31 protein-coding genes are annotated in these 25,885 nt (G+C 41.0%); 13 read left to right on the top strand and 18 right to left on the bottom strand.

Features of this window, described 5'->3' with window-relative positions; all coding sequences use genetic code 11:
- The first annotated feature begins 96 nt into the window (after positions 1-96).
- Genes DFR58_RS08635 through DFR58_RS08655 form a run of 5 tightly spaced genes read left to right on the top strand, consistent with a single transcriptional unit; the run spans position 97 to position 4,107 of the window.
- Positions 97-978, top strand: a complete 882-nt coding sequence (locus DFR58_RS08635; protein WP_114297426.1) for a branched-chain amino acid ABC transporter permease — start codon at positions 97-99, stop codon at positions 976-978.
- Positions 979-987: 9 nt separating this feature from the next.
- Entirely contained in the window at positions 988-1,968 is a 981-nt protein-coding gene (locus DFR58_RS08640) for a branched-chain amino acid ABC transporter permease (protein ID WP_114297427.1), read from the top strand.
- Positions 1,969-1,972: 4 nt separating this feature from the next.
- The gene (locus DFR58_RS08645; RefSeq protein WP_114297428.1) at positions 1,973-2,758 is read left to right on the top strand and encodes an ABC transporter ATP-binding protein; all 786 of its coding nucleotides are present in this window, start codon (positions 1,973-1,975) and stop codon (positions 2,756-2,758) included.
- On the top strand, positions 2,751-3,455 hold the full coding sequence (locus DFR58_RS08650) for an ABC transporter ATP-binding protein (protein ID WP_114297430.1): 705 nt from the start codon (positions 2,751-2,753) through the stop codon (positions 3,453-3,455). Before DFR58_RS08645 ends, DFR58_RS08650 begins: the two co-directional genes overlap by 8 nt.
- A gap of 4 nt (positions 3,456-3,459) precedes the next feature.
- Positions 3,460-4,107 (top strand): CBS and ACT domain-containing protein, encoded by a 648-nt coding sequence (locus tag DFR58_RS08655; protein ID WP_114297431.1) that lies wholly within the window; start codon positions 3,460-3,462, stop codon positions 4,105-4,107.
- Positions 4,108-4,264: 157 nt separating this feature from the next.
- Here the strand turns inward: DFR58_RS08655 and DFR58_RS08660 are convergent, their stop codons facing one another.
- Genes DFR58_RS08660 through DFR58_RS08675 form a run of 4 tightly spaced genes read right to left on the bottom strand, consistent with a single transcriptional unit; the run spans position 4,265 to position 7,471 of the window.
- The gene (locus DFR58_RS08660; RefSeq protein WP_114297432.1) at positions 4,265-5,059 is read right to left on the bottom strand and encodes an ABC transporter ATP-binding protein; all 795 of its coding nucleotides are present in this window, start codon (positions 5,057-5,059) and stop codon (positions 4,265-4,267) included.
- Positions 5,046-5,972 (bottom strand): ABC transporter permease, encoded by a 927-nt coding sequence (locus DFR58_RS08665; protein WP_114297433.1) that lies wholly within the window; start codon positions 5,970-5,972, stop codon positions 5,046-5,048. Before DFR58_RS08665 ends, DFR58_RS08660 begins: the two co-directional genes overlap by 14 nt.
- A gap of 17 nt (positions 5,973-5,989) precedes the next feature.
- A complete protein-coding gene (locus DFR58_RS08670) occupies positions 5,990-6,994 on the bottom strand; it encodes an ABC transporter substrate-binding protein (RefSeq protein WP_114297434.1) in 1,005 nt (334 codons plus the stop codon).
- A gap of 57 nt (positions 6,995-7,051) precedes the next feature.
- Entirely contained in the window at positions 7,052-7,471 is a 420-nt protein-coding gene (locus tag DFR58_RS08675; protein ID WP_170138092.1) for an aminoacyl-tRNA deacylase, read from the bottom strand.
- Positions 7,472-8,343: 872 nt separating this feature from the next.
- Here DFR58_RS08675 and DFR58_RS08680 point away from each other — a divergent pair.
- Positions 8,344-8,535, top strand: a complete 192-nt coding sequence (locus tag DFR58_RS08680) for a hypothetical protein (RefSeq protein WP_114297437.1) — start codon at positions 8,344-8,346, stop codon at positions 8,533-8,535.
- 6 nt (positions 8,536-8,541) lie between these two features.
- On the opposite strand, the gene DFR58_RS08685 is transcribed toward DFR58_RS08680, so the two are convergent.
- From DFR58_RS08685 to DFR58_RS08700, 3 genes are all read right to left on the bottom strand, one after another.
- Entirely contained in the window at positions 8,542-9,423 is an 882-nt protein-coding gene (locus tag DFR58_RS08685) for a hypothetical protein (RefSeq protein ID WP_114297438.1), read from the bottom strand.
- A gap of 55 nt (positions 9,424-9,478) precedes the next feature.
- Positions 9,479-10,207: a class I SAM-dependent methyltransferase gene (locus tag DFR58_RS08690; RefSeq protein ID WP_242987480.1), complete on the bottom strand. Its 729-nt coding sequence runs from the start codon at positions 10,205-10,207 to the stop codon at positions 9,479-9,481.
- Between the two features lie 699 nt (positions 10,208-10,906).
- Positions 10,907-11,602: a hypothetical protein gene (locus tag DFR58_RS08700; RefSeq protein WP_207659178.1), complete on the bottom strand. Its 696-nt coding sequence runs from the start codon at positions 11,600-11,602 to the stop codon at positions 10,907-10,909.
- Between the two features lie 249 nt (positions 11,603-11,851).
- Here DFR58_RS08700 and DFR58_RS08705 point away from each other — a divergent pair, with 249 nt between their 5' ends.
- From DFR58_RS08705 to DFR58_RS08715, 3 genes are read left to right on the top strand one after another with little or no spacing between them, the layout of a single operon-like run.
- The gene (locus tag DFR58_RS08705; protein ID WP_170138093.1) at positions 11,852-12,193 is read left to right on the top strand and encodes a DUF3796 domain-containing protein; all 342 of its coding nucleotides are present in this window, start codon (positions 11,852-11,854) and stop codon (positions 12,191-12,193) included.
- Positions 12,194-12,195: 2 nt separating this feature from the next.
- Positions 12,196-12,405 carry a helix-turn-helix transcriptional regulator gene (locus tag DFR58_RS08710; RefSeq protein WP_114297443.1) on the top strand — a complete coding sequence of 70 codons (210 nt, stop codon included), beginning with the start codon at positions 12,196-12,198 and terminating at the stop codon, positions 12,403-12,405.
- Complete coding sequence (locus DFR58_RS08715; protein ID WP_242987482.1) at positions 12,402-13,274, top strand: M23 family metallopeptidase; 873 nt, start codon at positions 12,402-12,404, stop codon at positions 13,272-13,274. Before DFR58_RS08710 ends, DFR58_RS08715 begins: the two co-directional genes overlap by 4 nt.
- Before the next feature lie 91 nt (positions 13,275-13,365).
- On the opposite strand, the gene DFR58_RS08720 is transcribed toward DFR58_RS08715, so the two are convergent.
- A complete protein-coding gene (locus DFR58_RS08720; protein ID WP_114297445.1) occupies positions 13,366-14,205 on the bottom strand; it encodes a CvfB family protein in 840 nt (279 codons plus the stop codon).
- Positions 14,206-14,286: 81 nt separating this feature from the next.
- Positions 14,287-14,481, bottom strand: a complete 195-nt coding sequence (locus DFR58_RS08725) for a YwbE family protein (protein WP_114297446.1) — start codon at positions 14,479-14,481, stop codon at positions 14,287-14,289.
- Between the two features lie 572 nt (positions 14,482-15,053).
- Between DFR58_RS08725 and DFR58_RS08730 the strand changes: the two genes are divergently transcribed.
- Both DFR58_RS08730 and DFR58_RS08735 read left to right on the top strand, forming a co-directional pair.
- Complete coding sequence (locus DFR58_RS08730; protein ID WP_114297447.1) at positions 15,054-15,551, top strand: peptidoglycan-binding domain-containing protein; 498 nt, start codon at positions 15,054-15,056, stop codon at positions 15,549-15,551.
- A 467-nt stretch (positions 15,552-16,018) separates the two neighbouring features.
- Positions 16,019-16,921, top strand: coding sequence for an AraC family transcriptional regulator (locus DFR58_RS08735; RefSeq protein ID WP_114297448.1), 903 nt, complete (start codon positions 16,019-16,021; stop codon positions 16,919-16,921).
- Between the two features lie 124 nt (positions 16,922-17,045).
- On the opposite strand, the gene DFR58_RS08740 is transcribed toward DFR58_RS08735, so the two are convergent.
- The 3 genes from DFR58_RS08740 to DFR58_RS08750 all read right to left on the bottom strand — a co-directional run bounded on the left by DFR58_RS08740 (position 17,046) and on the right by DFR58_RS08750 (position 18,896).
- Positions 17,046-17,636 carry a class I SAM-dependent methyltransferase gene (locus DFR58_RS08740; RefSeq protein WP_114297449.1) on the bottom strand — a complete coding sequence of 197 codons (591 nt, stop codon included), beginning with the start codon at positions 17,634-17,636 and terminating at the stop codon, positions 17,046-17,048.
- Positions 17,626-18,168, bottom strand: a complete 543-nt coding sequence (locus tag DFR58_RS08745; RefSeq protein WP_114297451.1) for an ECF transporter S component — start codon at positions 18,166-18,168, stop codon at positions 17,626-17,628. The genes DFR58_RS08740 and DFR58_RS08745 overlap by 11 nt, the downstream gene beginning before the upstream one ends.
- 452 nt (positions 18,169-18,620) lie before the next feature.
- A complete protein-coding gene (locus DFR58_RS08750; RefSeq protein ID WP_114297452.1) occupies positions 18,621-18,896 on the bottom strand; it encodes a DUF6794 domain-containing protein in 276 nt (91 codons plus the stop codon).
- A 125-nt stretch (positions 18,897-19,021) separates the two neighbouring features.
- Here DFR58_RS08750 and DFR58_RS08755 point away from each other — a divergent pair, with 125 nt between their 5' ends.
- Both DFR58_RS08755 and DFR58_RS08760 read left to right on the top strand, forming a co-directional pair.
- A complete protein-coding gene (locus DFR58_RS08755) occupies positions 19,022-19,246 on the top strand; it encodes a helix-turn-helix domain-containing protein (protein ID WP_114297453.1) in 225 nt (74 codons plus the stop codon).
- A 332-nt stretch (positions 19,247-19,578) separates the two neighbouring features.
- On the top strand, positions 19,579-20,052 hold the full coding sequence (locus DFR58_RS08760; protein ID WP_114297454.1) for a hypothetical protein: 474 nt from the start codon (positions 19,579-19,581) through the stop codon (positions 20,050-20,052).
- A gap of 173 nt (positions 20,053-20,225) precedes the next feature.
- Here the strand turns inward: DFR58_RS08760 and DFR58_RS08765 are convergent, their stop codons facing one another.
- The 6 genes from DFR58_RS08765 to glmS all read right to left on the bottom strand — a co-directional run bounded on the left by DFR58_RS08765 (position 20,226) and on the right by glmS (position 25,616).
- Positions 20,226-20,894: a GyrI-like domain-containing protein gene (locus DFR58_RS08765; protein ID WP_114297455.1), complete on the bottom strand. Its 669-nt coding sequence runs from the start codon at positions 20,892-20,894 to the stop codon at positions 20,226-20,228.
- A 52-nt stretch (positions 20,895-20,946) separates the two neighbouring features.
- Positions 20,947-21,138 (bottom strand): hypothetical protein, encoded by a 192-nt coding sequence (locus tag DFR58_RS08770; protein ID WP_114297457.1) that lies wholly within the window; start codon positions 21,136-21,138, stop codon positions 20,947-20,949.
- A gap of 46 nt (positions 21,139-21,184) precedes the next feature.
- A complete protein-coding gene (locus DFR58_RS08775; RefSeq protein ID WP_114297458.1) occupies positions 21,185-21,847 on the bottom strand; it encodes a CatA-like O-acetyltransferase in 663 nt (220 codons plus the stop codon).
- Positions 21,847-22,428 carry a helix-turn-helix domain-containing protein gene (locus DFR58_RS08780; protein ID WP_114297459.1) on the bottom strand — a complete coding sequence of 194 codons (582 nt, stop codon included), beginning with the start codon at positions 22,426-22,428 and terminating at the stop codon, positions 21,847-21,849. Before DFR58_RS08780 ends, DFR58_RS08775 begins: the two co-directional genes overlap by 1 nt.
- A 565-nt stretch (positions 22,429-22,993) precedes the next feature.
- A complete protein-coding gene (locus tag DFR58_RS08785; RefSeq protein WP_114297460.1) occupies positions 22,994-23,743 on the bottom strand; it encodes an AAA family ATPase in 750 nt (249 codons plus the stop codon).
- Between the two features lie 49 nt (positions 23,744-23,792).
- The gene (gene glmS, locus DFR58_RS08790) at positions 23,793-25,616 is read right to left on the bottom strand and encodes a glutamine--fructose-6-phosphate transaminase (isomerizing) (RefSeq protein ID WP_114297461.1); all 1,824 of its coding nucleotides are present in this window, start codon (positions 25,614-25,616) and stop codon (positions 23,793-23,795) included.
- Positions 25,617-25,885 lie beyond the last annotated feature (269 nt).

Genomic DNA, 25,885 nt, shown 5'->3' on the forward strand with positions numbered 1-25,885 from the left:
TAAAATCCTGCAGCATTATATATTTTTGTATTATGCTATCTATATGTGGGGAGAAATCAATTTTTTAAAAGCACCATTAGGGGGAGTGTAGAGAAATTGGAACAGTTTTTACAGCAAATCATAAACGGCCTTTCCTTGGGCAGCATATACGCGTTGATCGCGCTTGGTTACACAATGGTTTACGGTATTATAAAGCTTATTAACTTTGCCCACGGTGACATATATATGATTGGCGCCTATGTGGGCTTCGTGTGTATAACTTACCTGAGTCTGGGCTTTGTCCCCGCACTGATTATTGCCATGGCGGTTTGTGCATTATTGGGCTTTATTATTGAAAAAATCGCTTACAAGCCTCTCAGAAATGCAACCAGGATTGCAGCCCTGATAACTGCAATAGGGGTCTCCCTTTTCCTTGAGTACAGCACTATGTTTGTGGCCAAGCCCGATGTCAGGACATACCCTGCGGTGCTGCCAGACAAGAGCTATACTCTCTTTGGTGGTGTCAGGCTGAGCTTCAAGCAGATATGCCTCTTTGCGGTTACAATAGTTTTGATGATCTTGCTTCAGTATATAGTCCGCAGAACAAAAATGGGAAAAGCTATGAGGGCCGTTTCCATGGATCAGGATGCGGCACAGCTTATGGGCATCAATGTAAACAGTGTTATTTCATTTACCTTTGCGATAGGCTCCGCACTTGCAGGTGCTGCCGGAATACTTGTGGGAATCTATTACAACACAATAAATCCTTTAATGGGTATAATACCGGGGCTTAAGGCATTTGTTGCCGCTGTTTTCGGGGGCATAGGAATTATTCCCGGCGCATTGATAGGAGGCTTCTCAATAGGCATAATAGAAACACTGGTCAGCGGCTACGGGAGTTCTTTATATAAGGATGCGGTTGCGTTTGCAATACTCATACTTATACTTATTGTGAAGCCTTCAGGGCTTTTGGGTAAGAACACCCGTGAGAAAGTATAGGTGAAGCGGATGAAGAATTTATTGACTCCTAAAAATATAAAAACTGTTGTTGGTATAGTTGCTATTTACGGGATAATACAGCTCCTGATTTCCACAAATATACTAAGTGATTATTATCAGGTTACACTTGCTATGATTTGCATAAATATAATACTGGCTGTAGGACTGAACCTCATTACAGGCTTTACGGGACAGTTTTCTCTTGGACATGCGGGCTTTATGTCCATCGGTGCATATACCTCCGCACTCATTACAATAAACATGACAGGAGAATATTCCTTCTATGTAGGAATTCTTGGGGGTGCCGGGCTTGCGGCTGTTGTAGGCTTTATAATAGGAATGCCTACCCTCAGGCTGAAGGGAGACTACCTTGCCATCGCCACATTGGGTATGGCTGAAATAATAAGAATAATGATGCTTAACCTTGATTTTACCGGGGGCGCTGCCGGACTGAGCGGAATACCTCAATACACAAACTGGCTGTGGCTGTTTGTATTTTCGGCAGGAACCGTGCTTGTAACAAGGAACTTCATAAATTCATCCCATGGACGGGCATGTATATCGATAAGAGAGGATGAAATTGCCTCGGAGGCTATGGGAGTGAATACTACAAAATATAAGGTGCTGGCTTTTGTAATAGGCGCGTTTTTCGCAGGTATCGCCGGAGCTCTGTATTCCTCTTATTTCTATTTTATCAAGCCTGACCTTTTCGGTTTCCTTAAATCGATAGACATACTTGTAATAGTAGTTCTCGGAGGAATGGGAAGCCTTACGGGCTCAATACTTGCCGCCATACTGCTGGCTATCATCTCAACCTACCTTCAGTCTTTTCCTGAACTCAGGATGGTAATATATTCACTGCTTCTGGTGATAATTATGATTTTCAGGCCCAAGGGGCTGATGGGCAGCAAGGAATTCAGCCTTGGAGGATTTCCCGGTAATCTTTCATTACCATGGAAGAAGTCGGCTAAAGTGAAGGATGAGGGGTGACAAAATGGAGATACTTTCTGTAAAAAACCTTACAAAATCTTTTGGAGGGCTGATGGCCGTATCCAATGCAAATATCGTTCTCAACAAGGGAGAGCTTGTAGGTCTTATAGGACCTAACGGTGCGGGGAAAACCACTGTTTTCAACCTCCTTACAGGAGTGTATGTCCCAAGCTCGGGGAGCGTTGAATTCAGCACAGCAAAAGGTGTAAAAAAGCTGAATGGCCTTAAGCCCTATGCCATAACCAGGCTGGGGATGGCAAGAACATTTCAGAATATAAGGCTTTTTAAGGATTTGACAGTGCTGGACAATGTGCGTATTGCAATGCACAGCAATATAAGGTATGGGTTGATGACTACATTTTTGAGGCTGCCATCCTTCTTCAGGGAAGAGATGGAAACTGTCCAAAAGGCCGAAAGGCTTCTGGAAATATTCAATCTCAACTCCAAGAAGGCTGAGCTTGCCAAGAACCTGCCATATGGAGAGCAGAGAAGGCTGGAAATCGCAAGGGCGCTTGCTACCAACCCGTCAATTTTGCTTCTGGATGAACCGGCGGCGGGTATGAATCCCAATGAAACAGCTGAGCTTACCGACCTTATACAGTGGATAAGGAAGGAGTTTGACTTAACTATTCTTTTGATTGAGCATGATATGTCCCTTGTTATGAAAATATGCGAGAGACTGTATGTTCTCGATTACGGTACTGTAATAGCGGAGGGAAAGCCGGAGGAGATAAAGATCAATAAGAGGGTTATTGAGGCTTACCTGGGTGAGGAGGTTCTGGATGCTTGAGATAAAGAATATAGATGTTTATTATGGCGTTATTCATGCACTTAAGGATATTTCCCTGACTGTCAGTCAGGGCGAGATTGTGACCCTTATTGGGGCGAACGGAGCAGGTAAAACCACTACCTTAAGGACAATATCGGGACTTATAAAGCCTGCAAATGGCAGGGTTGATTTTAATGGAGAGAGGATAAAAGGCACAAGCGCAAAGGATATAGTAAAAAAAGGACTGTCCCATGTTCCGGAGGGAAGGCGCGTTTTCCCTGAAATGACAGTCTTTGAAAACCTGGAGCTGGGGGCATACTTAAGAAAGGACAAGAAAGGCATAAAGGACGATCTTGACAGAGTTTATGCCAGCTTTCCCATACTCCAGAAAAGGAGCAGGCAAAATGCGGGTACATTAAGCGGAGGAGAGCAGCAGATGCTTGCCATAGGAAGAGCTCTGATGTCAAGACCGAAGCTGCTGCTTATGGATGAGCCATCCATGGGGCTTGCGCCGCTGCTCGTAAAGGAGATATTCTCCATTATCCGGCAAATTAACGAGCAGGGTACTACCATACTCCTGGTAGAACAAAATGCGAATATGGCACTTTCCATCGCTCACAGGGCCTATGTCATAGAAACCGGGTCCATAGTACTGGAGGGTACAGGCAAGGAGCTTGCGCAAAGTGAGGAAATAAAAAAAGCATATCTGGGGGGCTGATCTTATGTATGTAAAAAACAGAATGACTTCCAATCCGTACACTGTTTCTCCTGACAGCACCATAGCCGAGGCTCTGGAGCTTATGCGCAGGAACAAGGTAAGGCGGTTGCCTGTAATCAAAGCAGGAAGGCTTGCCGGAATAGTTACCGAGCGCGAGATGCTTGAGGTTTCCCCTTCAAAGGCAACTACTCTGAGCATATTTGAAATGAATTATCTGCTTTCAAAGACAAAGGTTTCATCAGTTATGACAAAGGACGTAATTACTGTAGATCCCGACACGCTTCTGGAGGAAGCGGCCAGAATCATGCGGGAAAATACCATAAGCTCACTTCCTGTAATGGAGGGGCAGGAGCTTGTAGGCATCATAACCGAGACGGATATTTTTGATGCGTTCATAGAGATGATGGGCCTTAGGGATACAGGAACGAGGATATCCCTGGAGGTTGAGGACGCTCCGGGGATACTGGCTAAGGTTACACAGGTCATAAAGGAATTCGGGGTAAATATAACACACATTGCTATTTACGGTGGAGAGGGCGGAATACGGGAGGTTGTCATAAGGGTAAACACGCTGAACGTTGACGAAATGCTGAAGGCTCTGGAAGGCCACGGCTACAGAGTGGCCTCCGTCCTGAAAAACGAGAACGGCTGATTTTTTGGGAGTGAATATTCTTTAATATAAATGGAATGATTAACCATTTAATTATCGATATTTACAAAAAAAATCGGGGACACTTCTCCACCATCTTTTTTTGAAGACCCGCCCTGATTCCTCAAATCAAAGAAGGCCCTGTTTGCCATATACAGGTCTAACTCAGCAGCATCCTGTCACTGTAAAGGTTTGTGCCGCTGTTTATGCTGAACTGCTTGACCAGCTTTTCCACAGTCATCTCTTCCCTTTCTTTGCCTTTAAGGTCAATAATGATCCTTCCTTCATGCATCATTATTGTCCTGACACCAAATTCCAGTGCATCCTTCATATTGTGAGTTATCATTATGGTACACAGGTTTTCCTTCTCAATAATTTCACGGGTAATTTGCAAAACCTTCTTTGCGGTTGACGGGTCAAGCGCTGCAGTATGCTCGTCCAAAAGAAGCAGCTTCGGTTTGACTATGGTTGCCATCAGAAGCGTCAGCGCCTGGCGCTGCCCTCCCGAGAGCAAGCCTACCCTGTGCTTCATCCGGTCTTCCAGCCCCAGTCCCAGATGGAACAATCGTTCTCTGAAATACCGGATATCGCTCTTTTTTAGCCCTGCTCCAAACCCTCTCGGTTTCCCTTTTGCATATGCTATCGCCAGATTTTCCTCAATGTTCATATTGAAGGCCGTACCCTTGAGTGGGTCCTGAAACACTCTGCCGATATAGCTTGAGCGCTTGTATTCCGGCATAAAGGAGATATCAATGGAGTCCAGCAAAATCCTTCCCTTTTCTATATCATACATGCCTGAAATGCAGTTTAAGAGGGTGGATTTTCCCGCTCCATTTCCGCCTATGACGGTTACAAATTCACCTTCATCAAGCGTGACACTGACATCATCGAGCGCCAATCTTTCATTTATACCGCCTTTAGAGAATATCTTGCTTACCGATTCAATCCTCAGCATCAGTCCTACTTCTCCTTTTCACGTTTACAACCGTTAACCTGCTTTTGAGTTTAGCGAAATTTTCATTGAGCGTTGGTATTGATAATGCTATAGCAACTATAGCAGCTGAAGCTAGTTTAAGGTCTGTCGGAGGCATGCCCAGTTGAAGCGCAAAGGCAATGATAAACCTATAGATTACCGAGCCGAGCGCCACAGCTATCAGCATGCGGAGAACGGATTTAACCCCAAACAGCACTTCACCCATCATTATAGACGCTAGTCCGATGACTATCATGCCGACTCCCATCCCGATATCGGTGAATGACTGGTACTGTGCCAGTATTGCACCTGACATAGCCACAAGCGCATTTGAAATCGCCAGACCTATTAGCTTGGTGAAATCGGTGTTGACCCCCTGCGCTCTGGCCATATACTCATTATTGCCCGTAGCTCTTATTGCAAAGCCGAGCTTGGTATTAAGGAACAAAAACAATGCCACAAGGCAGAATACCACTACCCCTGAAATTATTATGATTTTTGCATAATCTTTCATCACAGCGTTTTCAAACACTGTAAACATTGTGTCCTTGTTAAGAAGAGACAGGTTTGGCTTACCGCCCATTATCTTTAAGTTAATCGAGTACAGAGCCAGCATTGAGAGGATTCCGGCCAGAAGCATCTGAATCTTGAGCTTTGTATGAAGCAAAGAGGTTATTGTACCTGTGAAGCACCCCGCAATGAACGATGCGGGCAACGCCCAAAAGGGGTGGTTGTTCAGGCACAGTATCGCTGAAACAGCGGCCCCTGTCACAAAACTTCCATCCACAGTAAGGTCAGGCATATCAAGAACTCTAAACGATATGTATAGTCCTAATGCCAATATCGCATATGTAACACCCAATTCAAGGGTCCCGTAAAACATAAAGGCCGTCATTTTAATTTCCCTTTATACTACTTCCCGAATATTTGAGCTGCTTCCTTCAGAACATCTTCCGGTATTGTTACTCCTATTGCACTTGCGATGTCTTTGTTGATATAGGTATTCATTTCCTTCATTACCCTTACAGGCATGTCTCCCGGTCTTTTACCGTTAAAGATATCTACCACCATGTCTGCAGTTTCCTGTCCGAGCACTATATAGTTGACTCCACAGCCGGCAAGCCCGCCGTCCTTTACCATGGAATCGGCTCCAACATAGAGAGGCTTCTTTGCTTTGACTGCAACCTGAGAAACCACAGGCATTGACGAAGCAATGGTATTGTCTGTAGTCGAGAATATGGCATCAGCTTTGTCCACCAATGACTGAGCCGCCTGCTGAACCTCGGATGTGCTTGTAACAGTAGCTTCTACCACATTGATCCCGTTGTCCTTTGCATATGCTTTCAATTCCTTAATTACGAGCTGCGAGCTGGTTTCGCTGGAATTATATAGAAAACCGACGGTTTTCATCTGCGGAGTAATCCGTTTTGCAAGCTCCATATTTTTCGCTACAGATATAACATCAGATGTGCCTGTCACATTTTTGCCCGGCTTGTTTAAGTCCTCCACAAGCCCTGCAGAAATCGGATCGGTGCAGGCAGAGAAAACAATTGGTATTTCGCTGGTCTCACCCGCCACTGCCTGTGCCGACGGCGCTGCGATAGCTATGATCAGATCATATTTGCTACCTACAAATTTTTGGCTTATTGTTTTCAAATTCGTCTGGTCGCTCTGTGCATTCTGATAATCTATGGTTATATTCACACCGTCTTTATAGCCTTTTTCCTCCAAGCGCTTTATAACCGTTTCTCTTATGGTATTGAGAGCGGGGTGCTCTACTATCTGCACAATGCCTATTTTCTTCATATCCTTGCCAGTATCCGATGACATCTGCTTTACACCTGTTGAGCAAGCAGATAAAATCAGCATTCCAGCTATCAGGCAAACCGACATAAAGACCTCTAATATTTTCCTCATCATAACCCCTCATTCCCGCCCCGTTCTTCGGAGCAATTTTTTGTCTTTGTATTTTAATTAATCAATTTTAGCCACTATATTGCTTACCCTTTCAATTTCCCTGGGGTCGATCTTAAGGGTAAAGTTTGTTTCTCCAGCCCCGCCGTAGACAAACCGCTGAAGCAGCAGCCGGGTATCCAGAACGCTCGGGAGCAGATGTCCTACTAGCGGAACACTGCCCACTTCGCTTCCCGTGACTTCCAGAACCTCTTTTCTGCTGGCAAGCTTAACCTTTTCACATTGTAAAACCTCTTTTATCAGTTCAAAATCAACACGGCCGCGATCACCCGACATAATCAATGCAAAATAACCCTTCTCGGTTTTTACAATAAGAACAGGCGCAGTTTGAGAAATCTCATAAAAACCTTTTGCATCATTCACTGAATGAATGGGACTATCATCATGTATAATTTCGTGCGCTACATCATATTCCTGCAAAAACGCCTTTACCTTATCAACACCACTAATAAAATCACCTTCTCATCACTTTGTTTTAAATGCAAGCCTTAAGGCATACCAGCATTCTCAGCTGGCCGCCCTTTATTTCACCCTGAATCTTTATGAATTTTACACTAGTCGTTTTTGTGCCATAATAAAAAGCCTACCTCTACAAAAACAATTACAGTAAGGGTGAGCTTTTCCTTTCAACAATTTAAACCTTTATATACATGCACAAACTATATATTAAGCTATGTAGTCAAAAGTTTTTAATTAAAGAAATTAATCCCCTCAGTAGTACTTCTAAAACATCTCTTTCATCTGTCAGCCTGCGGTGTCTGATACAAAACATTGCATTTATTTACTTTATTATACTATTTTAAATTAAAATATTCTTACTGTCAATAAATAGAATTAATGTTTTTTTGAGTATAATTAATTTTTTTAATCCATGTAAAACAGATTTTTGACAGCTGAATAAAGAACAAATTCCCGAGAGCCTTGATATAGGCTTATTTTCTTGCCAAATTTTCCATTTTAGTATTTCGGAATACGTAGCAGTATGTTGTAATATAAGGATCTGGAGAGGTTGCTTTGAAGCTGACCTTCAGCCTGCCTTAAACCTATCCTATTTGAATTAATGAACTGAAAACGCTTCAATAAACAGGTGCGTCTCCTTTAATAGCACAAACATTGGCACTTACCAAATTGACAGGAAATAATAAATCGAATATAATGATTTTGTAAGGTTTTAGGGAAAATAGTCAATATTTTTGATATTTGTTAAAATTGTTGGCTGTAAGAATTTATAAATTTTGTAATATAAGTTGAAAAACAGAAGTTTTCTGCACGAGTATTGGGGAGGTAGAATAATGGGTGACATAATTGCATTTGCCGTTGTAATCTTACTTTTCTGCATCAGTATCTTAAAAATTTTAAAGGAATATTTATTAAAAAGAGAACAAATCAAAGCAGATGCCTTAGTAAAGTGTGAAGAACTCAGGCTGAAAAATCAAATTGAGCTGGAGAAGCTCATTAAAAAAGATTACAAATCAGAACAATGAGGGGAACTACTCCCTCTCATTTTTATAATACTCCATTACCTCTCTTGCTCTATTTGTAATGAATTCATTCCCATAATTCTTTTTTCCAATAGGTGTTATTAAATCCTTTATTTGTCGTTCTATTTTCCAAGTTGATCCCGGACCCATCCTACTTTCAAGCAAATTAAGAGCCCTTTGCATGTGTTCAGACTTTACCTGTTCTCTTTTCAGAAGCCACAATATTTCAAGGAAATCGCTCTGATACATGTTGGGAAATGTCAAATTCTTAATATATGTGTTAATAAATTCCGACTTATTATGGGAGCTGAAACATACTTCGTGAAGTAAGATAAAATCAATGCATTTATTTACTAAATTTTGTGCCTCCTCTGAACGCTTATCTGCCGGTATAAAGGATAATCCTTTAAGTAGCTTAATGACTCCCCAATAACATGTATGTTTCCCGTAACAGCTTCGATTGTAACGATAAGGGAATGATGAGGGTGTCACAAAATCGCCATCGTCAAACCTTTGATGCTGTGCAAAAAAGTCAACGACTTTATTAATAAGCTCCTCTTTTCCAGATTGAAAATAGGAATGTAAATAAATCATGTTCCCATTCAGGCAGGGTATTGGAAAATGACTTTTTCCTATTGTAAAAATTCCTACCTGCTTATCAAAAAAATGCTCGGTGATAATTTTTAGAGGTTTAATAAACCTATTATCTTTAGGATCAGCTTTTATATCGGCTAAAAAAACAAGTGTCCAGAGCGATGATTTGTAATTTGGAACATAATAATTCAACTGTGGAAAATATTTGTCGCCTTCTTTTAAAACATTCCAACAGCCGTTTTCATCTTGTGCTTCCAATATTTTTGATATAATCGTTTTTTTCATTTCTTCAAACATAACACCTTGCCCCCATTGAAACATTTATATTTAAAAAAATAACAACACCTTAATGTCAAATAACCTGTAAAAGCATCGTAACTCCTGATATTTCATTCTCCAGTTCATCACATTCAGCCTGTTGGCTTTGTATATAGCTTTCAAAGAGATATGCTTTATCTGGATATTTTTCTTTAATCTCATTTGCTCTCATTACTATAAATGACTGCTGCTCATTATTTAAGCTTTCCAGGTCAGCTTCTTCATTAAATATTTCATCAAGCAGCTTCACTCCTGCCTTTTGGAAAAATAAAAACCACTTTTCTCTTGTCGGATATCTCTCATCAGAATCGTTATTTCCATAAGCATCATTAATAAATATGTAGCCGCCATTTTTCACTGTGTTTTTTAGTAATTGTATTGTCTCTTCCGGATTTCCCAGCACATCTCCGACAGCACCAAGGATAACAATATCGTAGTCCTTTTCAATCTTTACCGCCTTATTGATATCTCCTGCCTTAAATTCACACAGGTTCTCTACACCATATTCTTTAGCTTTTTTATTTGCAAAATCAACAAACTCAGGAATGATGTCAATGCCCTTAATCTTACAGTCTAAAGCCTTGGCTACTTGGATACTGACAGCCCCTTTTCCGCAAGCCAAATCAAGCACCTTTGTTGTCTCTGATACTTTAATATGCTTTTGGAACATGTCAATAATATCCTTTGGTGATGAGCCAAGTTCCCATAAATCCTGCAATAGATATGGCAGGTGTGGAATCAGTTCAGTATATCCTGCAGTCAATGACTTTGCAAGCTTTTCTTCGACATTTGACATAGGCTTACTCCTTTCTGGTGTACGAGACACTTAATGTGAAAATAAAATGGCAACGTTACGGGAGCGGAACGCCACGGTGGGCGTTCCCTACCAATCGTTTTCATGTATTCTCCTGTGCAAGCCTTTTCATTCTTGTTCTCAAAAAAACAAGCAATGCAGCGTCCCTTTAAGTTCAGGTAAAAAGGCCGGACAGGCCCACTTGCTATGCGGTATTATGGCTTAAGCTTTTGGCAAGATAATCGTTGTTTTTTAAGGTAGAGGTGGGGACGCTCCTGCTTTTTTCACAGTTTTCCGGCTCTGCCTGCTCCGTGAACAGCTAAATGGAAGCCGACCTTCAGCCCTCCTTAACCCTATCCTATTTGAATTAATGAATTTGGAATGTTGAAATAAACAGGACCGTCCCCATCCCCCATCTAATTTTATAATCCGGTTTTTCTGTAATTTTATTAGCAGCGGTGACTACATTGGTAAAAACTGATGTAAAAATCAGAAACATAAAAAATAGAACAATCTTTTTCATAAATAAGCCTCCATAAAATTTCTTTGTTGTATGTATAATCATTCAATACCTTCTCTTGGCCTCACTTTTGTTATTAAGTTACCCACAATTCATCTTCATCGTCTACCTTCCATTTAAGGTAAGCAGTCACTGTTCCAAAAGTATATTTAAATGTATTTTAATACCTCATTGACAAATTGTTGAGTTCCGACTCCCTCTGGCCTTATTGTTATAATAATCTTCGATTTACCATAAAGCAAGAGACTTCTAACAATACTGTTACCGTTTATGGGCTCAGAATTCCCACCCAGGTCTTTAATAAAAGCCTCAGCCCAGCTTATATCCGTCATCATCAAAACATATTTAGGCTTAAGCTCTTCTAACTCTGCCTTAAGCAGCAGTATACATTCCTTGACTTGAGCGTCCCACTCACTGGCATTAGGATTGCCGCCTTCAAACGGAGATATTTTAAGCAGATTGCTCCAGGCTAGATAGCTTTCCCAATTATCATCATTGCAGTCTGAGACTCCTTTTAGGATTTCCTTTGAAACTCGCCAGAATGCCGACCTGTGAATGTTATAATCATCTTTATATGTTCCGTCCCATCTGTCTTTCAACCATTGCATCGGACATTCCAATCCATCGTTGGCGTCACTGATAACCTTTTTTGCAATATTCCTAACATCAATATCATCGCAAGTCCACCCATATTTCCATCCGTTGCAAGCCCTTCCTACAACCATGAGAATCGGATTTTTACCATATAAATTCCCTATAAGCGGATAGAATAATGTATACTTCTTATCCTTTTTGTAATACTTGCTTTTAATAGTGTCATATATGAAAGAGCTGACCATATCCATTACTTTGCTTTGATAATAGGGAGAAAGCTGCATTTCAAAATTCCTCCTCAAATAAAAATATTGTTTGTCACCTATTTCCTTTCCATTATTATACTACTTCGTGCTTCATTCGTCATTACTGATTATATAGAGGTGGGGACGCTCCTGTTTTTTCCACAGTTTTCTGTTTTTATTGACATTACGTACGCTTAGTGATATATTTATAACACAATGTTAGAAATATATCACTTTGAGTTCAGGGGGATTACTATGAAAATAAATAAGTTAGGATTTTTATCACTTTTTGCGCTTCTGGGCATTATAGGGCTGATTATAGATAAAAAGGCCCTTCTGGGATTATTAGGTTTTGTTTCTTATTTTCGCTATTTCTTCGTGACGCCTGATGAGATGTTTATACAAAATGTTAGGAGGGCGGCAAGCATTGGATTTTTTTCAGGTGTCGTTGTAACAACTATTGCGGTCGTACTGTGCGCACTATTACCTTCTCTTATAGCAAGTAATGTGGCTCTGGTATCCGGTTATGTTGTTTCAATATTCTTCTTTACCATAGCTCTTGTGGTGCTGGAACTAAAAGAAATGAGGGGATGCTAAACATGGCCTTGGTTACGAAAATGCACGAATACCGAGCTAAACACAGTATGACTCAGGATGAACTTGCCTCGCTTGTCGGTGTGCGACGGGAAACTATCGTCAACTTAGAAAAGGGCCGCTATAACCCATCTCTGAAGCTGGCTATGGACATTGCAAAAGTTTTCTCATGTTCAGTTGAGGATTTGTTTACATTTAATGAGGAGGAAAAATGATGAAGCGTTTTATTAGAATATGCGGAAAAATCAAGTATTTGGGGCTTTTGGGCTTACCCGGCCTTTTCCTTGAGTACAGATTGTTTGACTTCCTGTGGCTTTTCTGGCTGCTTGGCTTTGTTGAAATATTTTATAATTTCCCTGTGTTCCTTCAGTCGCTCAAGCAGCTATGGGGGATGCTGGTTGTTCCTTTACGCTATGGTTCTCTCATACCAGACGCAAATAACTATCGTTGCCAAGTAAAGTATTCTCTGCCTTTCAAAGAATCTTGGGCAGTAGTCAACGGTGGTGTGGATAAAAAATCCTCTCATTCATGGGACATCCCGACACAGCGATACGCCTACGATTTTCTAATGCTTGATGAAAGCGGAAAAAGCTGCGTAAGCGACGGAAATAAAGCATCCGATTATTATTGTTATGGAAAAGATGTTTTGGCACCAGCAGACGGAGAGGTTATTGAGGCCGTTTGCGGCTATCCCGACAGCCTCATATTGGGAAATGGTCGGGCTGATTGCTCCGCCCGTGATATACGAGGGAACCATATCCTGATTCGTCATTCACAAAGGGAATATAGCCTTTTGGCTCATTTGCAGCCCGGCAGCATCGGTGCCAAAATCGGCGACATTGTTAAGCGTGGGCAGGTCATTGCCCGCTGTGGCAATTCAGGCAATAGTTCAGAACCGCACCTGCACTTTCAGCTTCAGGACGGGCCGAGTTTTTTCAGTTCGGCAGGCCTGCCCATCGAATTTGAGAATATATCATCAGCTCCAATGTCGAGCTATTCCGCTTATGATCCACGCGCTCTTCCTTCCGCTACCGACCAGCAGGGGAACTACATAGTACGCAGTCAAAGTGTAGCGAACATGTAGCATCAAACCTGTTGCTGGAATCAACCCACTACCAAGGGCAGCAAGCAGTGAATGGGAGGTGGGGACGCCAGAGTCCCCACCCCTCTTTTTATTACCACATTCTTCTAATACCATCATCTGTTATTTTTATGGCTCCCTCTTTTAACAGTCTTCCAACGGCTCTTTTAAAGGCAGCTTTACTCATGTTAAATTCAGCTTTAATATCTTCCGGAGAGCTTTTATCATTAAGAGAAAGAGCTCCACTCCTCAATTTCAACCTATCCATAATTTTTTGAGCATCGCTCTCTATTTCATTGTATGCCTCTTCTCTCAAGCTCAATTCCAGCTTGCCATCCTGCCTTACCTTTTTAATTCTTACCTCCACACCGTCACCGTCTTTATAATTGCCGTACAGCTCTTTATTTGGAATCAGTCCCTGATACTTGTTGTCTACGGCTACAAAAGCCCCGAGCTGTTTACTGATACTATAGACGGTTCCGTGGGCTCTATCATTTTCTTTATATGGCGATTCGGTGCTTAACAGATTATATATATTCATAGTTGCACATAATCTGTTGCTACTATCTATATACAATGCAACTAAATATGAACCACCCGCTATAACCTTACCCACCTGTTCCCTGAAAGGCAAAAACAAGTCTTTTTCCAAACCCCAATCTAAAAAAGCACCAATATTTGTAGTCTCCACTACTTGTAAAACATTCAGCTCGCCAATTACAAGCTTTGGTCTTTTCACTGTACATATCATTCTGTCTTCAGAGTCCTTATAAACAAATACCTCTATTTCATCACCGACTTGAATATCCTGTGGTACATCACTTTTTGGCAGTAAAATATCATCCCTGCTTTTATCACTCTTTGAGTTCAGATAAGCCCCAATCTGGGTCTTTCTGACTATTTGCAGCTTCTGGATTTTCCCTAATTCAATCATCTTATCCCTTCTTTAATGCTTGTACTTTTTATTGATTTATTGCCTTTGGAGATTTATTGCATTTAGCAACAATTATTTGTCTCAAGGAAGTATTTGTTTTACACGGCCTACCGTTCCGTCAACAAGGCGAACTTTGATGCCATGCGGATGAGTCGAAGAATTTGTAAGAATACTCTCTACCGTTCCTTCAGTTAACTTTCCGGTAAGCTGATCATGCTTTTGTACAATCATAACATGGATACCTTGCTTTACATTTTGCCGCTTATTTCCGTCCATTGCTTATCTCCTCAATACTTGAATTGGCTGTATTTTATCATGGCTTCTCCTTTGACTTCTTTTCCTTAATAGCCTTGGGAGAAATCTTAGGCGCAAAAGTAACTTTTTTAACTATATTCTTCTTTTTCTTCAATCTGTCTGGATTTTTAAATGACATTCCATTCACACCTTTTCACTATATTATTAATTATTTTCCCACCTGTTTATTATACCTTATATTATAAGAATTAAATAGCACATGTTCGGGGACGCTCCTGCTTTTTCCACAGTTTTCTGGCTGTGCCTGCTCCGTGCACAGCGAAAAAGAAGCGACCTTCATCCTGCTTTAAATCTATCCTATTTTTAATGTATTAAAAACGCTTCGATAAACAGGTGCGTCCCTACCTCTCTATTATTCAGAGCTTACGTTAAAAATCTTTAGAAATATACCTCTTGACATTTATTTGTATTTGTTGTAATATATTTACATTAAATAGTTTTACATGTATTACTATCAAAATATTTTATGGCTTTGAATATATTTAAAGTTTTTTAAGTCATTATAAAAATTAACGCAGGAGGTATTTATTATTATGAGGCAACACAAAAAACTATTTTCAATTTTTGTTCTGGTTGTTTTTATTATGTCTGCTCTTTACATTCCGGCCTCTGCAGCCCCATCATGGCCTAGGCTGGAAAATGGCAGCAACGGGCTAGAGGTATATGCTCTGCAATATCTTTTGTTAAGCAGAGGCTATGCCATAAGCATAGTGGATGGCAGATTCGGAAGTGGGACAGAAAGTGCTGTCAGAAGCTTTCAGAGGGATAACGGTCTTACAGTGGATGGGATCGTCTACTCTGAAACTTGGCCAAAGCTGATAGTAACTGTACGTAAGGGCTCAACCGGCAATGCCGTAAAGGCAGTGCAGTATCTGCTAAAGCACAAATATGGCTACAGCATAGCAGTAGATGGTGCTTTTGGCTCTGGAACAGAAAGTACGGTCAAAGCATTTCAACGAAGCTGCAATAGCAGCGAGGTTTCCATCGATGGTATTGTCGGTGAAACAAGCTGGCGATATTTGCTTAGATGAATCGGTTCAGTTTAAAAAAACATCTTTAGGTTGTTTTCTATAGCAATTTTTCATCAAGGCTTGTGAGCCAAAATACGGCTTACAAGCCTTAATATTAAGTAGAAATTATTCTGGAGGATATTGTTTTTCATCCTCCTTTATCCGATATGCAAAAGCCTAAACTATAGTACTGCCATAAATACAGAGCATCTAAATCTTAAAGGCAGTGAAAAACGTCGCACTAGATGGTATAATAAGGATAGCCGATTTTGAAGTACTGATTACTTATATAGCCTATATAATAACTGGGTCGCTATTATTAAGTACTGGGGAAAGCTGTTCATGGATAAGAATCTCTTGCATAAGTACAGTGATTTACTACCCCTAATTCTATGGTGAAAAAATTAAAGCACCGTTAAAAAGGCATTCCCAGTCAAGCGGAATATCTTTCGGTCATGGTATTCTGCAAGAGAAGGAGGTGCTTATACATGCACGCATGGGAACAAATACAACAAACAATAGAATTTATTGAGCATCATTTGGATGATGAAATTAACATCGAAAGCCTTTCAAAAATGGCTTCTTTGTCACCCTTTTACTATCAGCGGCTGTTTAGCCGACTGGTAAAAAAACCGGTTGCCGAGTATATAAAACTCCGTCGTATGGCAAAGGCAACTGAGGCAGTACTCCAAAAGGACAAGCGCATTTTGGATATCGCATTGGATCTTGGATTTTCATCTCATGAACACTTTTCCCGTACCTTTAAAGATACCTTTGGGGTTACGCCGAATGAGTACCGTAAAAGCCCACAAGCACTTAACCGCATGACAAAGCCTGAGCTCTTGCTTCACTACACTCTGATTGACGAAGGAGTTCCTCTAATCACCGATGGTATAGTTTTAGAAGTAAACAGGCAGGAAATTACGGAGCCGGTCTATTTTACCGGCATTAAAAAGGATATGCCGGTCCAGTTTGTAAACGGACTGGGAATTGAATCAGGGGTTGACCCCCTTAACGCTCTTTGGCAAAACTTTCATGAGCAGAAACAAACAGTACTTGGTCTTGCTGAGGATAATGAAGAAATTGGTGTGGCATATCCATGTTTAAAGGAAGGGTATTTTAGCTATTTTGCGGGTGCAAAGTCCAGTCCTGTAGAAATCCCCAGCGGTTTTATGAATTGGGAACTGCCGCCAGGAAGGTATATTGTTTGTTCCTTTGAAGCTGAGAACTTCGAGGGTCTCGTCATGGATGCTCTTTATAAAGCACAGCAATATATCTACAACACATGGCTGCCAAATCACAAACTGCAAACTGAGGCGTTTTGTGCTGAAAGATATGCGAGCCATTCGCCTGAAACCACAAACATGGAAATATGGCTTAAGCTGATATAATAGACTGATACACTCCCTTGCATATCGTCATAGTGTCAAGCGCGTGGAGGGTTTGGAAAACGGGGGACATTTCGATAATCGCTATTTTTGAGGGCTGTCCCCTTACACCACCACTACCCTTCCATTAGGCCTTTTGACCAGCTAACAGGAACATTCTTTCATTATCAGCCTCAACAACGGTATTAAACCCTGAGCTTAAGAAATAGCCTTTAATTGTAGAGGCATCAGGCAGATAGTCCCCGGACACTTCCTGTGATGCGCTTTTATGGAGGTTGTTTATTTCGTCCCTGCTCTGGGAGTGGCAGATTACAATCTTTCCTCCAGGCTTTAAAAACCTGCCCAGCTTTTCTGCCGCAGTAACCTTATATTCAAGATGAGGAAATACGGAGTAGCACATCACTATATCAAAATGCTCTGCCGGAAGGCTTAGCGAAAAAACATCACCAACGGTGAAATGCACATTTGGAGAATTGAATTTGTTTTTAGCTGCCTCAATCATTTTATCCGAAATATCTACAGCAGTAATTTCGCCTGTGTCTCCGATTCTTGAAAGAAGGAAAGGGATCATAACACCCGTTCCTGTTCCGACATCAAGAATTTTTGAAGCTTTCTGTATATTAACTAAATCCATAATTTCGTTGATTTTATTTTCATCGTGATTGCAGATGGTATCCCATTTTTCCGCCATAGAGTTGAAGAACTCCTTATGATTCACTTGTAAGACCCTCCCTCGTAATCAGGTTATTCTTTGCCAGTATGAGTATTAATGGTGGAATGAGTATAAGCTGAATGACAATTCCGGGAATGCTTTTGGTAATGCTTCCAATAATGAACAAAACAGGAGCCGGCAACTGTACCATAAAGAAGGTTGCGAGTATCCAGACAATAGCACCGCACACAATTCTTCCTGCGATCATGCTTCCTATCAAGGCTATATATGCATTGAGCTTTAACTTTCTATATAGCAAATTTGCAACAGCTCCATAAGCAGCAAGCTCAAACACCATATAGAGCAAAACCGGAAAAGCGGGAGGCATTCCTGTGAGCAATGAACTCAAAACAGGTGTGGCAACCGCTGCGGCAATAGCGAAGGGTAGACTGACAATAAACCCTGCGAGCAATACCGGGATGTGCATGGGCAGGAATGTGGATCCCATACCAAAGGCATGAAAAACTATAGGTAATAGTATCCCCATAGCAATAAAAAGACCTGACATAACAATTTCCTTTACTGATTTGTTTCGCATCCGAAAATCCCCCTTAAAAATTATATAAAATAAATAAGCCATGAAAGTGCCGGTTCATCCGGCTTACCTTCATGGCAGAATTTCAAAAATAAAAACCATCAAAAGAGCTATTTCTACTCAAATATAATACCTTCGTGTCTTGTCTTTATAATGGTGTTAATGCTTTTACTGGCTGAAGCCTTCGTGGCTTCAATATTCCTTTATTAATATACCATAAGGAAATAATTGACGTCAATAAGCAGATATGATTAAATACCAAATTCCGTATCTATAGCTTTATCAAAAAACCCGGGGACCGACTCTTCCTAACAGGAGTGTCCCCCCTCCATCTAAAATATGCTCTCCGTACCTTTAAGTCCATAAGGAACCGTTGAGTATGAAGGCATGGTTACTTGGAAATACTCCTGCGTATCTCTGGTTTCAGCAATACTTATTCCATATCTCGATAATCGCTATTTTTGAGGACTGTCCCCAGCGTCCCCATCTTTACATTTATGAAACTCTTTTATGATTTCTAAGGATATTTCATCCTTATCATTAAAACCATACTGAGAAAACTTTTTAAAGAGAGCGCTTTTTGGAGTTAACAGCTTTAGTCGAATCATTGTGCCAAAACCAACGTTATATTTTTTTAAGTCCCCCTGTGGTGTATTTAAAAACTCTGCTAAATCTGCTTCTGTAAGATATTTTTCAATTTTGGGAATGTTCTTTTTTATATTTTTATACAATACTTCTTATACAATACTTCATTGAATAAACTCATAGCATTCACCTCAAAATAAATTTATACGAAAATTGCATAAAAGTCAATATGCAATTTTCGCATAAAGTAAAATTGTTTTAGGTGATCGACATGTATCAAAAAGTCAGGAATTTGCGGGAAGATAAAGATTTGACACAACAGCAAATGGCGGAGCTTTTGAATATTACACAAGCTACCTATTCCCGTTATGAAAGCGGAGATTTGGATATACCCAGCGCAGTACTGATTAAGCTATCAAAATTTCACAACGTCAGTATAGACTATCTGTTAGGACAAACCGACAACCCAAAGCCTTATGAAAGCAAACGGATTTGACAATAGCCCCGCTTCGCTAAAAATCGCCCCACGGCAATTACCTTTAACGGTAAAAGCCGTGCGGCTTTTGTCCCGTCCGCTCTGTGAAAACTCGAGGACGCTCCTGCTTTTTCCACAGTTTTTCGGCTTTGCCTGCTCCGCGCACAACGAAAAAGAAGCAGACCTTCAGCCTTCCTTAAACCTATCCTATTCGAATTAATGGATTGAGAATACTGCAATAAACAGGTGCGTCCCCACCTTTACATCAATTCTAATACACGGAAATCTTTACACTCCTAAGGATAATTTGTAGTATAATTTAATATGTAGATATATTCAAATGGAGGTACATTATGAGAAATAAAAAATTAGCAAAACTATTACCTGTAATTTTTTTTGTTGAGTTAGTAGTAATTCACCTAGTAGACTCATTATTCTACGGAGTGATAAAAACGTGGTTGTTTGATATTGCAATTATTCTTCTATTGCTTTTTTTTGTGTTTATAAAAGAGTTCGGAAAATGGAAATTTATAGGTTTTACTGTGTTATTAGTTTTAATCCCATTTCTATTTATTTTTAATTTACCATCTACTACTTACGAAGGTGGAAAGGTTATTGTCCAAAATGAAATAAGTAGTGATGAGATAACTTTTATTTCTACAAACTATAAACTAATACCGACTACTCCTCTCAAGTCCTGGTTTATTAATGATTATTACTATCATTATGAAGTTGAAGTTTCAAGAGAAATATTATTTTATACAGTAAATCCAATTACTGGAATTACGTTTCAACTTGAAGAAGATTTCTTTAGATATATCCGTTAAGATTATTCAATTAAAGGAAAACGGTAGGTTCAACTTTGTATACTTTCTTTAGGGGGACGCTCCTGCTTTTTCCACAGTTTTCCTGTTCTGCCTACTCCGCACATAGCTAAAAAAGCCAACCTTCATCCTGCCTTAAACCTATCCTGTTTGAGAATTAATGGATTGAAAACGCTTCAATAAACAGGTGCGTCCCCATATCTACCCATATCTATACGCTTTTCCACTGGATGCCTCAAAACAGTTCTTAACTTTTCTGGTGCTGTTTTTCGTGGGTCAGATAAGTATATTTCATGATGCTTTCGGTCAATACCAGTTACATCAACTAAATTACTCTCTTCCACAAATTTTCCCATCATTTCTATTGATTTCGGCTCGTCTGAATAAGGACCTGTATGCATCATCTGAACACATAAGTCTTCTGTAAATTGCTCAAACCTTGCTCGACTTATATCAAGTTCAGGTTTTTTCTTTTTGCATTCATCAAAAGCCCACTTAAACACTTCCATAGTGACAAATTCTGGTTGCCTCATCATCGAAGTCCAACGCCATATATCTCGTTTTTCAAAGTCAAATCCACCGTTTTCACACCACCATAAACCTTCAAGAGGTGGAACGACATATTCAAAATAACCTTGAGGTTGGTTTCCGCTCATTTTACTCATTTTGATTGTAAATGACAGAGCATACAAAATAGATATAGCGTTTTGATATTCTTCTTGTTGTGGGCTTCCTTTACCGTTTATCAAAATAAAATTCATAGGTGGTACATCAATTAATGACGGCTTATTCTTCGGCATATAAAGGTCTTTAAATTCTTTTTTGTAATCAAGTTTATCAGACATATTTATCAACTCCCGCTTTCAATTTTATCAAAACGAATATGACAGCACTATGTCATGTTTTAAAATATAGCGAAATTAGCACTAAAAAATATTTTGAACATGAGATGGGGACACCCCTGCTTTTCCCACAGTTTTCCGGCTCTGCCTGCTCCGCGCACAACGAAAAAGAAGCAGAAAACGCTTCAATAAGCAGGGCCGTCCCTACCTCTCTGTATATGAAAACAGAGGTATCAAGTTTTTTCATCTCAATGCCTCTGGATTTCCCTATTGTTTAGGGATACCTCATAATCTTACAGCCACTCATTAGGATGATTCATCATCCTTTGCAATTCATCAAAAAACACTTTTAAGTGGTAACCATCTGTTGTTGCATGGTGGACTGTAACGGAAAGAGGCATTGTAATCTTTCCATTCACTTCCGTAAAACCGCCTGCTTCAAAACTTGGAACATAATAATCCTTTATTCCGTGATTGTGTAATGAGAAACTGTTGAAAGTAAACCAAGGAATACACGAAATAATATACGCATTAGGCAGTGGCACTCCTTTGGACGATAGAATTCCATGGCTATTGCCATGTTGTGCAGTATCTTCAATATAATGTCTGTAAAACGCCTCAAAGTGTTCATCGTATTCTGTCCAAAGCAATGACGTTGTCTTATCGTCCTCGTGAAATTGAGGGTATGCAGGAGTAAGGTAATCCCAATATCCAAGTACACCATCCTGCAAAGCTATACGCAGCTCCTGCTGCTTACTAATAGCTTTAGTTACTAAATAAAGGTATGCAGGAAAGAATTTATATCCTTTACTTTTCAATGTTTTTCGAAGAATCGTAACATCAATTGTCACGTTGACAGTGTAGGTAGTTGGAGCCATTTGAGTATAATAATAAAACGATTGTGCCATAGGCCAAGTCTGAGTATCAATAATATGAAAAATTTTTGATTTATCCATTATCCATTCACCCACAATCCATGTTGGTTACAACAGTAATAAATTTTTCTGCCATACATCTTTGGAAAACGCACTTCACCGGTTTGTTCTGGGTATAGTTTAATTAAAAGTGCTCTGTCACAAGTAACATAGGCTATAAAACTAATATAATGTGTCTTGCTCATCTCATGCGTAAAGGTTACATAAAAATCATTCTCTACTTCTTCTACCGTTAATTTGTGAATTTCATCAGCCAGATTTGGGACAAGTGGCATAAGTTTTCGCCCACAACAAGAAACTTCCGCTTCCCCAGTGGCAGTCAGTGTATTTCCGCAGTTAGAACACACATAGAATTTTACTTTCTTCATATTTCCTCCGTCTGCATCATTAGGTTCTAAATTTCCCAATAATATTCTTTCGATATTTACGTCTAAGATCTCGGAGAGTTCACGGAGCAAGGATACATCAGGGCATCCCAATCCACGCTCCCATTTTGAGATGGCCTTGTCGCTAATGTTCATAGCGTCAGCAAGCTGCTTTTGTGTCATTCTATTCTCTTTACGCAAACTAAGTATCAGCTTTCCAACTTTGTTGCAATCCATGTTGTTCACCTCCCTGTATTAAGAATAATCGCAGACGGACTATAATTCAATAAACGCTCCGTAGAGTTTAGCTTGAGAATATATAAATATGCTTCACCTATCAGATGTATTTTTCCCTAAAAACCAGAGCAAAAAACGGCCATTTTTCAGCCTAATTTTTGCCCATTTTTTGCTTAAAACAACACTATGTTGTGGTTTAATTGGTGGGGACACTCCTGTTTTTTCCACAGTTTTCCGACTCTGCCTGTTCCGCACACAGCCAAAAAGAAGCCGCCCTTCAGCCTGCCTTAAACCTATCCTATTTGAATTAATGGATCGGGAATGCTTCAATAAACAGAAGCGTCAGACTGTGTGAAAACCCTAAAATTGTTTGGAAAATTGCAGCTTGCCACCGCTGCGGCATCATGGGGTACGGTTCTTCTGCTTTCCTTTCAGTCCTACGCTGCGCTACGGAAGCATAAGAATCCGTCCCCAAGATTCCTCCGCTGTTTTTATGCAAGGACAAAGCTTTACAATTTCATTCAAAATAGTTTTCACACAGCCTGGCGTCCCTTCCCCATTCCCTTCACTCCATTAATATATCCAGCATCCCCTGCGTATTGCTCAAAAAAGCCTTCATAATCTGATAATGCTCCGTCTCCTCATACTTCACAGCCTGTATATCCTCCTTGATTTCGTAAATAATCGAATTGGGATATGCCATGATAATGGGTGAGTGAGTTGCTATGATAAATTGGGATTCCCGCCCTACCAGCTCGTGCATCCTGCTAATCATTGACATCTGCCTCGAAGGTGACAAGGCCGCCTCCGGCTCATCCAGTATATAGACCCCTTTCCCCCCAAACCTGTTCATGAAAATCGCCAGAAAGGACTCCCCGTGAGACTGCTCGTGCAAGGAGCGGCCTCCATAGGAATTAATAATTCTCGGCCCCCGCTCCCCCTTATCCAGCTCTTCAATATTGGTAGCCACATTATACAGGCTCTCCGCCCTGAGAAAAAATCCGTCCCTCGGCTTTTTGACTCCCTTAACGAGATTTATACAGCCATATAAGTCAGAATGCGTATCCATTGATGAGAAGTTGAAGTTTTTTGTTCCGCCTTCAGGGTTAAATCCGTAGGCCACGGCAATCGCCTCCAGAATGGTCGACTTTCCCGTTCCGTTTTCCCCGACAATAAACGTCACATTGGGATGCAGGCTTAAATTATCTAAATTACGGACAGCAGGAAGGCAAAAAGGATATCGGTCAAAAGAAGAAATGCTTTCCCGGTGCAGCTCCACACTCCTTATGTATTGATTCATGCTTCCCAATTCCATTCAATGCCCTCCCCGCTTTATCCGCTGTTGTAAATATTTCTCCCCCGACCTACTCCACAGTCACACTCTTTGCCAAATTCCTCGGCTTATCCACATCGCAACCCTTTTGCAGCGCCATGTAATAGGCAAAAAGCTGCATTGGCGTTATGGCGACAATAGGCGCTATGATGGAGTCGATATCGGGTATTTCTATAACAATATCCGCCGCCTTCCAAACCTCCTCATTGCTTTGCTGGGTTATTGCCATAACCACCGCACCCCTTGCCTTGACTTCCTTGATGTTGCTTATCATCTTTTCAAGCAGCCCCTTCTGCGTCATTGAGCACACAACCAGCGTCCCCTTTTCAATAAGCGCTATTGTGCCATGCTTCAGCTCGCCTCCGGCATATGCCTCCGAGTGTATATATGAGATCTCCTTCAGCTTGAGAGATCCCTCCATGGAAAGTGCATAGTCCAGCCCCCTGCCTATAAAGAAGATGCTCTTTGCATTGTAGTGCTGTGAGGCGAATTTCTGTATTGCCTCACAGTTGCCCAGCACCTCCTCTATTGCATCGGGCGCCGCCTTTAACGAATCTATGATGCCCTTTGCTGTCTCACTGTCAATGCTCCCCTTCTTGCAGGCCAAATCAAGCGCAATAAGATACATTGCCGCAAGCTGGGTATTATAAGCCTTTGTCGAGGCCACCGCTATCTCCGGTCCCGCCCATGTGTACAGCACGTCATCCGCCTCTCTGGCAATAGAGCTTCCCACCACATTTACAACCGCCAGAGTTCTGGCACCTCTTTTTTTGGCCTCCCTGAGCGCGAAAAGAGTATCAATAGTCTCCCCTGACTGGCTTATTATAATTACAAGGTTTCTTCTGCTTATGATGGGTTCCCTGTACCTGAACTCCGAAGCCACATCCACCTCCACAGGGATTCTCGCCAGCTTCTCAATGATGTACTTCCCCACAATCCCCGCATGGCTCGCCGTGCCGCAGGCAACTATGTTTATTTTGTCAATGTCCTTTAACGCCTCCGCAGTAATCCCTGTGTTCCCAAGATTAACTCCGAAGCCCTCTATTCTGGGATTTATCGTGTCCCTCACAACCTTCGGCTCCTCACACATCTCCTTCATCATGAAATGCTCGTAGCCCGCTTTTTCAGCACACGCCACATCCCAATCCACATGGAATATCTCCTTTTTTACCTCTGCCCCGTGGATATTGAAAATGCTTACCTCATCCTTAGTCAGCGACACTATTTCCTTATCCTCAAGTATGTATATGTCCCTTGTATGCTCAAGTATCGCAGGTATATCCGAGGCTATGAAGTTTTCCCCGTTTCCAAGCCCCACTATAAGAGGACTGTCCTTTCTTGCCGCTACAAACTTATCCTGACAGTCTCTGCATATTACCCCCAGAGCATACGAGCCCTCCAGCTCATTAACGGATTCCATAACGGCCTGCACAAGATCGCCCTTATAATGGTATTCCACAAGATGCGCCACAACCTCAGTGTCGGTCTCCGACACAAATTCATAGCCCTTTGATATAAGAAACTCCTTCAGCTTCATGTAGTTTTCTATGATCCCGTTGTGAACCACCGCAATATTCCCCGATTGGCTTATGTGAGGATGTGAATTCACATCATTGGGCTCTCCGTGGGTTGCCCACCTCGTATGCCCTATCCCTATATAGCCCTCAGGCATATCTCCGTTCACTTTCTCCTCCAGTGCCGCAAGCCTTCCCTTGCACTTTACCACCTTAAGCGAGTCCCGTCCGAACAGTGCCACACCCGCAGAATCATACCCCCTGTATTCCAGCTTCTTTAACCCGTTAATGAGTACGGGTACTACATCCTTATCCCCTATATATCCAACTATTCCGCACATAGCTTAGACCTCTCCTTATATTTTAGTTTTAACGACACTTAATAAAGCTTAAAAAACGAAAAGAAATAATACTGTTGTTGCACACAGCATAAAAACCCTCACATTCAGGCCGCAAAATGCAAACCTTAATTAAGGCAATAGACTTAAAGCCCTTCATAATAAAATAAAATTTAAATTTTTGAAAATGTGTCAGACAGGATTAAATCACTTAAGAACCCGGTTTGTTTTGCGGTTGCCCGCAGTTTTTGCAAGGTTCCTGCGACTGTGAT

The sequence above is a fragment of the Anaerobacterium chartisolvens genome (assembly GCF_003337415.1).
Lineage (GTDB): Bacteria > Bacillota > Clostridia > Acetivibrionales > DSM-27016 > Anaerobacterium > Anaerobacterium chartisolvens.

Excerpts from the sequence above, each read along its gene's own strand:
- DFR58_RS08640 (WP_114297427.1), top strand. The coding sequence starts at position 988 with ATGAAGAATTTATTGACTCCTAAAAATATAAAAACTGTTGTTGGTATA.
- DFR58_RS08645 (WP_114297428.1), top strand. The coding sequence starts at position 1,973 with ATGGAGATACTTTCTGTAAAAAACCTTACAAAATCTTTTGGAGGGCTG.
- DFR58_RS08650 (WP_114297430.1), top strand. The coding sequence starts at position 2,751 with ATGCTTGAGATAAAGAATATAGATGTTTATTATGGCGTTATTCATGCA.
- DFR58_RS08655 (WP_114297431.1), top strand. The coding sequence starts at position 3,460 with ATGTATGTAAAAAACAGAATGACTTCCAATCCGTACACTGTTTCTCCT.
- DFR58_RS08660 (WP_114297432.1), bottom strand. The coding sequence starts at position 5,059 with ATGCTGAGGATTGAATCGGTAAGCAAGATATTCTCTAAAGGCGGTATA.
- DFR58_RS08665 (WP_114297433.1), bottom strand. The coding sequence starts at position 5,972 with ATGACGGCCTTTATGTTTTACGGGACCCTTGAATTGGGTGTTACATAT.
- DFR58_RS08670 (WP_114297434.1), bottom strand. The coding sequence starts at position 6,994 with ATGAGGAAAATATTAGAGGTCTTTATGTCGGTTTGCCTGATAGCTGGA.
- DFR58_RS08680 (WP_114297437.1), top strand. The coding sequence starts at position 8,344 with ATGGGTGACATAATTGCATTTGCCGTTGTAATCTTACTTTTCTGCATC.
- DFR58_RS08685 (WP_114297438.1), bottom strand. The coding sequence starts at position 9,423 with ATGTTTGAAGAAATGAAAAAAACGATTATATCAAAAATATTGGAAGCA.
- DFR58_RS08700 (WP_207659178.1), bottom strand. The coding sequence starts at position 11,602 with ATGGATATGGTCAGCTCTTTCATATATGACACTATTAAAAGCAAGTAT.
- DFR58_RS08705 (WP_170138093.1), top strand. The coding sequence starts at position 11,852 with ATGAAAATAAATAAGTTAGGATTTTTATCACTTTTTGCGCTTCTGGGC.
- DFR58_RS08710 (WP_114297443.1), top strand. The coding sequence starts at position 12,196 with ATGGCCTTGGTTACGAAAATGCACGAATACCGAGCTAAACACAGTATG.
- DFR58_RS08715 (WP_242987482.1), top strand. The coding sequence starts at position 12,402 with ATGATGAAGCGTTTTATTAGAATATGCGGAAAAATCAAGTATTTGGGG.
- DFR58_RS08720 (WP_114297445.1), bottom strand. The coding sequence starts at position 14,205 with ATGATTGAATTAGGGAAAATCCAGAAGCTGCAAATAGTCAGAAAGACC.
- DFR58_RS08725 (WP_114297446.1), bottom strand. The coding sequence starts at position 14,481 with ATGGACGGAAATAAGCGGCAAAATGTAAAGCAAGGTATCCATGTTATG.
- DFR58_RS08730 (WP_114297447.1), top strand. The coding sequence starts at position 15,054 with ATGAGGCAACACAAAAAACTATTTTCAATTTTTGTTCTGGTTGTTTTT.
- DFR58_RS08735 (WP_114297448.1), top strand. The coding sequence starts at position 16,019 with ATGCACGCATGGGAACAAATACAACAAACAATAGAATTTATTGAGCAT.
- DFR58_RS08745 (WP_114297451.1), bottom strand. The coding sequence starts at position 18,168 with ATGCGAAACAAATCAGTAAAGGAAATTGTTATGTCAGGTCTTTTTATT.
- DFR58_RS08755 (WP_114297453.1), top strand. The coding sequence starts at position 19,022 with ATGTATCAAAAAGTCAGGAATTTGCGGGAAGATAAAGATTTGACACAA.
- DFR58_RS08760 (WP_114297454.1), top strand. The coding sequence starts at position 19,579 with ATGAGAAATAAAAAATTAGCAAAACTATTACCTGTAATTTTTTTTGTT.
- DFR58_RS08765 (WP_114297455.1), bottom strand. The coding sequence starts at position 20,894 with ATGTCTGATAAACTTGATTACAAAAAAGAATTTAAAGACCTTTATATG.
- DFR58_RS08770 (WP_114297457.1), bottom strand. The coding sequence starts at position 21,138 with ATGAAAAAACTTGATACCTCTGTTTTCATATACAGAGAGGTAGGGACG.
- DFR58_RS08775 (WP_114297458.1), bottom strand. The coding sequence starts at position 21,847 with ATGGATAAATCAAAAATTTTTCATATTATTGATACTCAGACTTGGCCT.
- DFR58_RS08780 (WP_114297459.1), bottom strand. The coding sequence starts at position 22,428 with ATGGATTGCAACAAAGTTGGAAAGCTGATACTTAGTTTGCGTAAAGAG.
- DFR58_RS08785 (WP_114297460.1), bottom strand. The coding sequence starts at position 23,743 with ATGGAATTGGGAAGCATGAATCAATACATAAGGAGTGTGGAGCTGCAC.
- glmS (WP_114297461.1), bottom strand. The coding sequence starts at position 25,616 with ATGTGCGGAATAGTTGGATATATAGGGGATAAGGATGTAGTACCCGTA.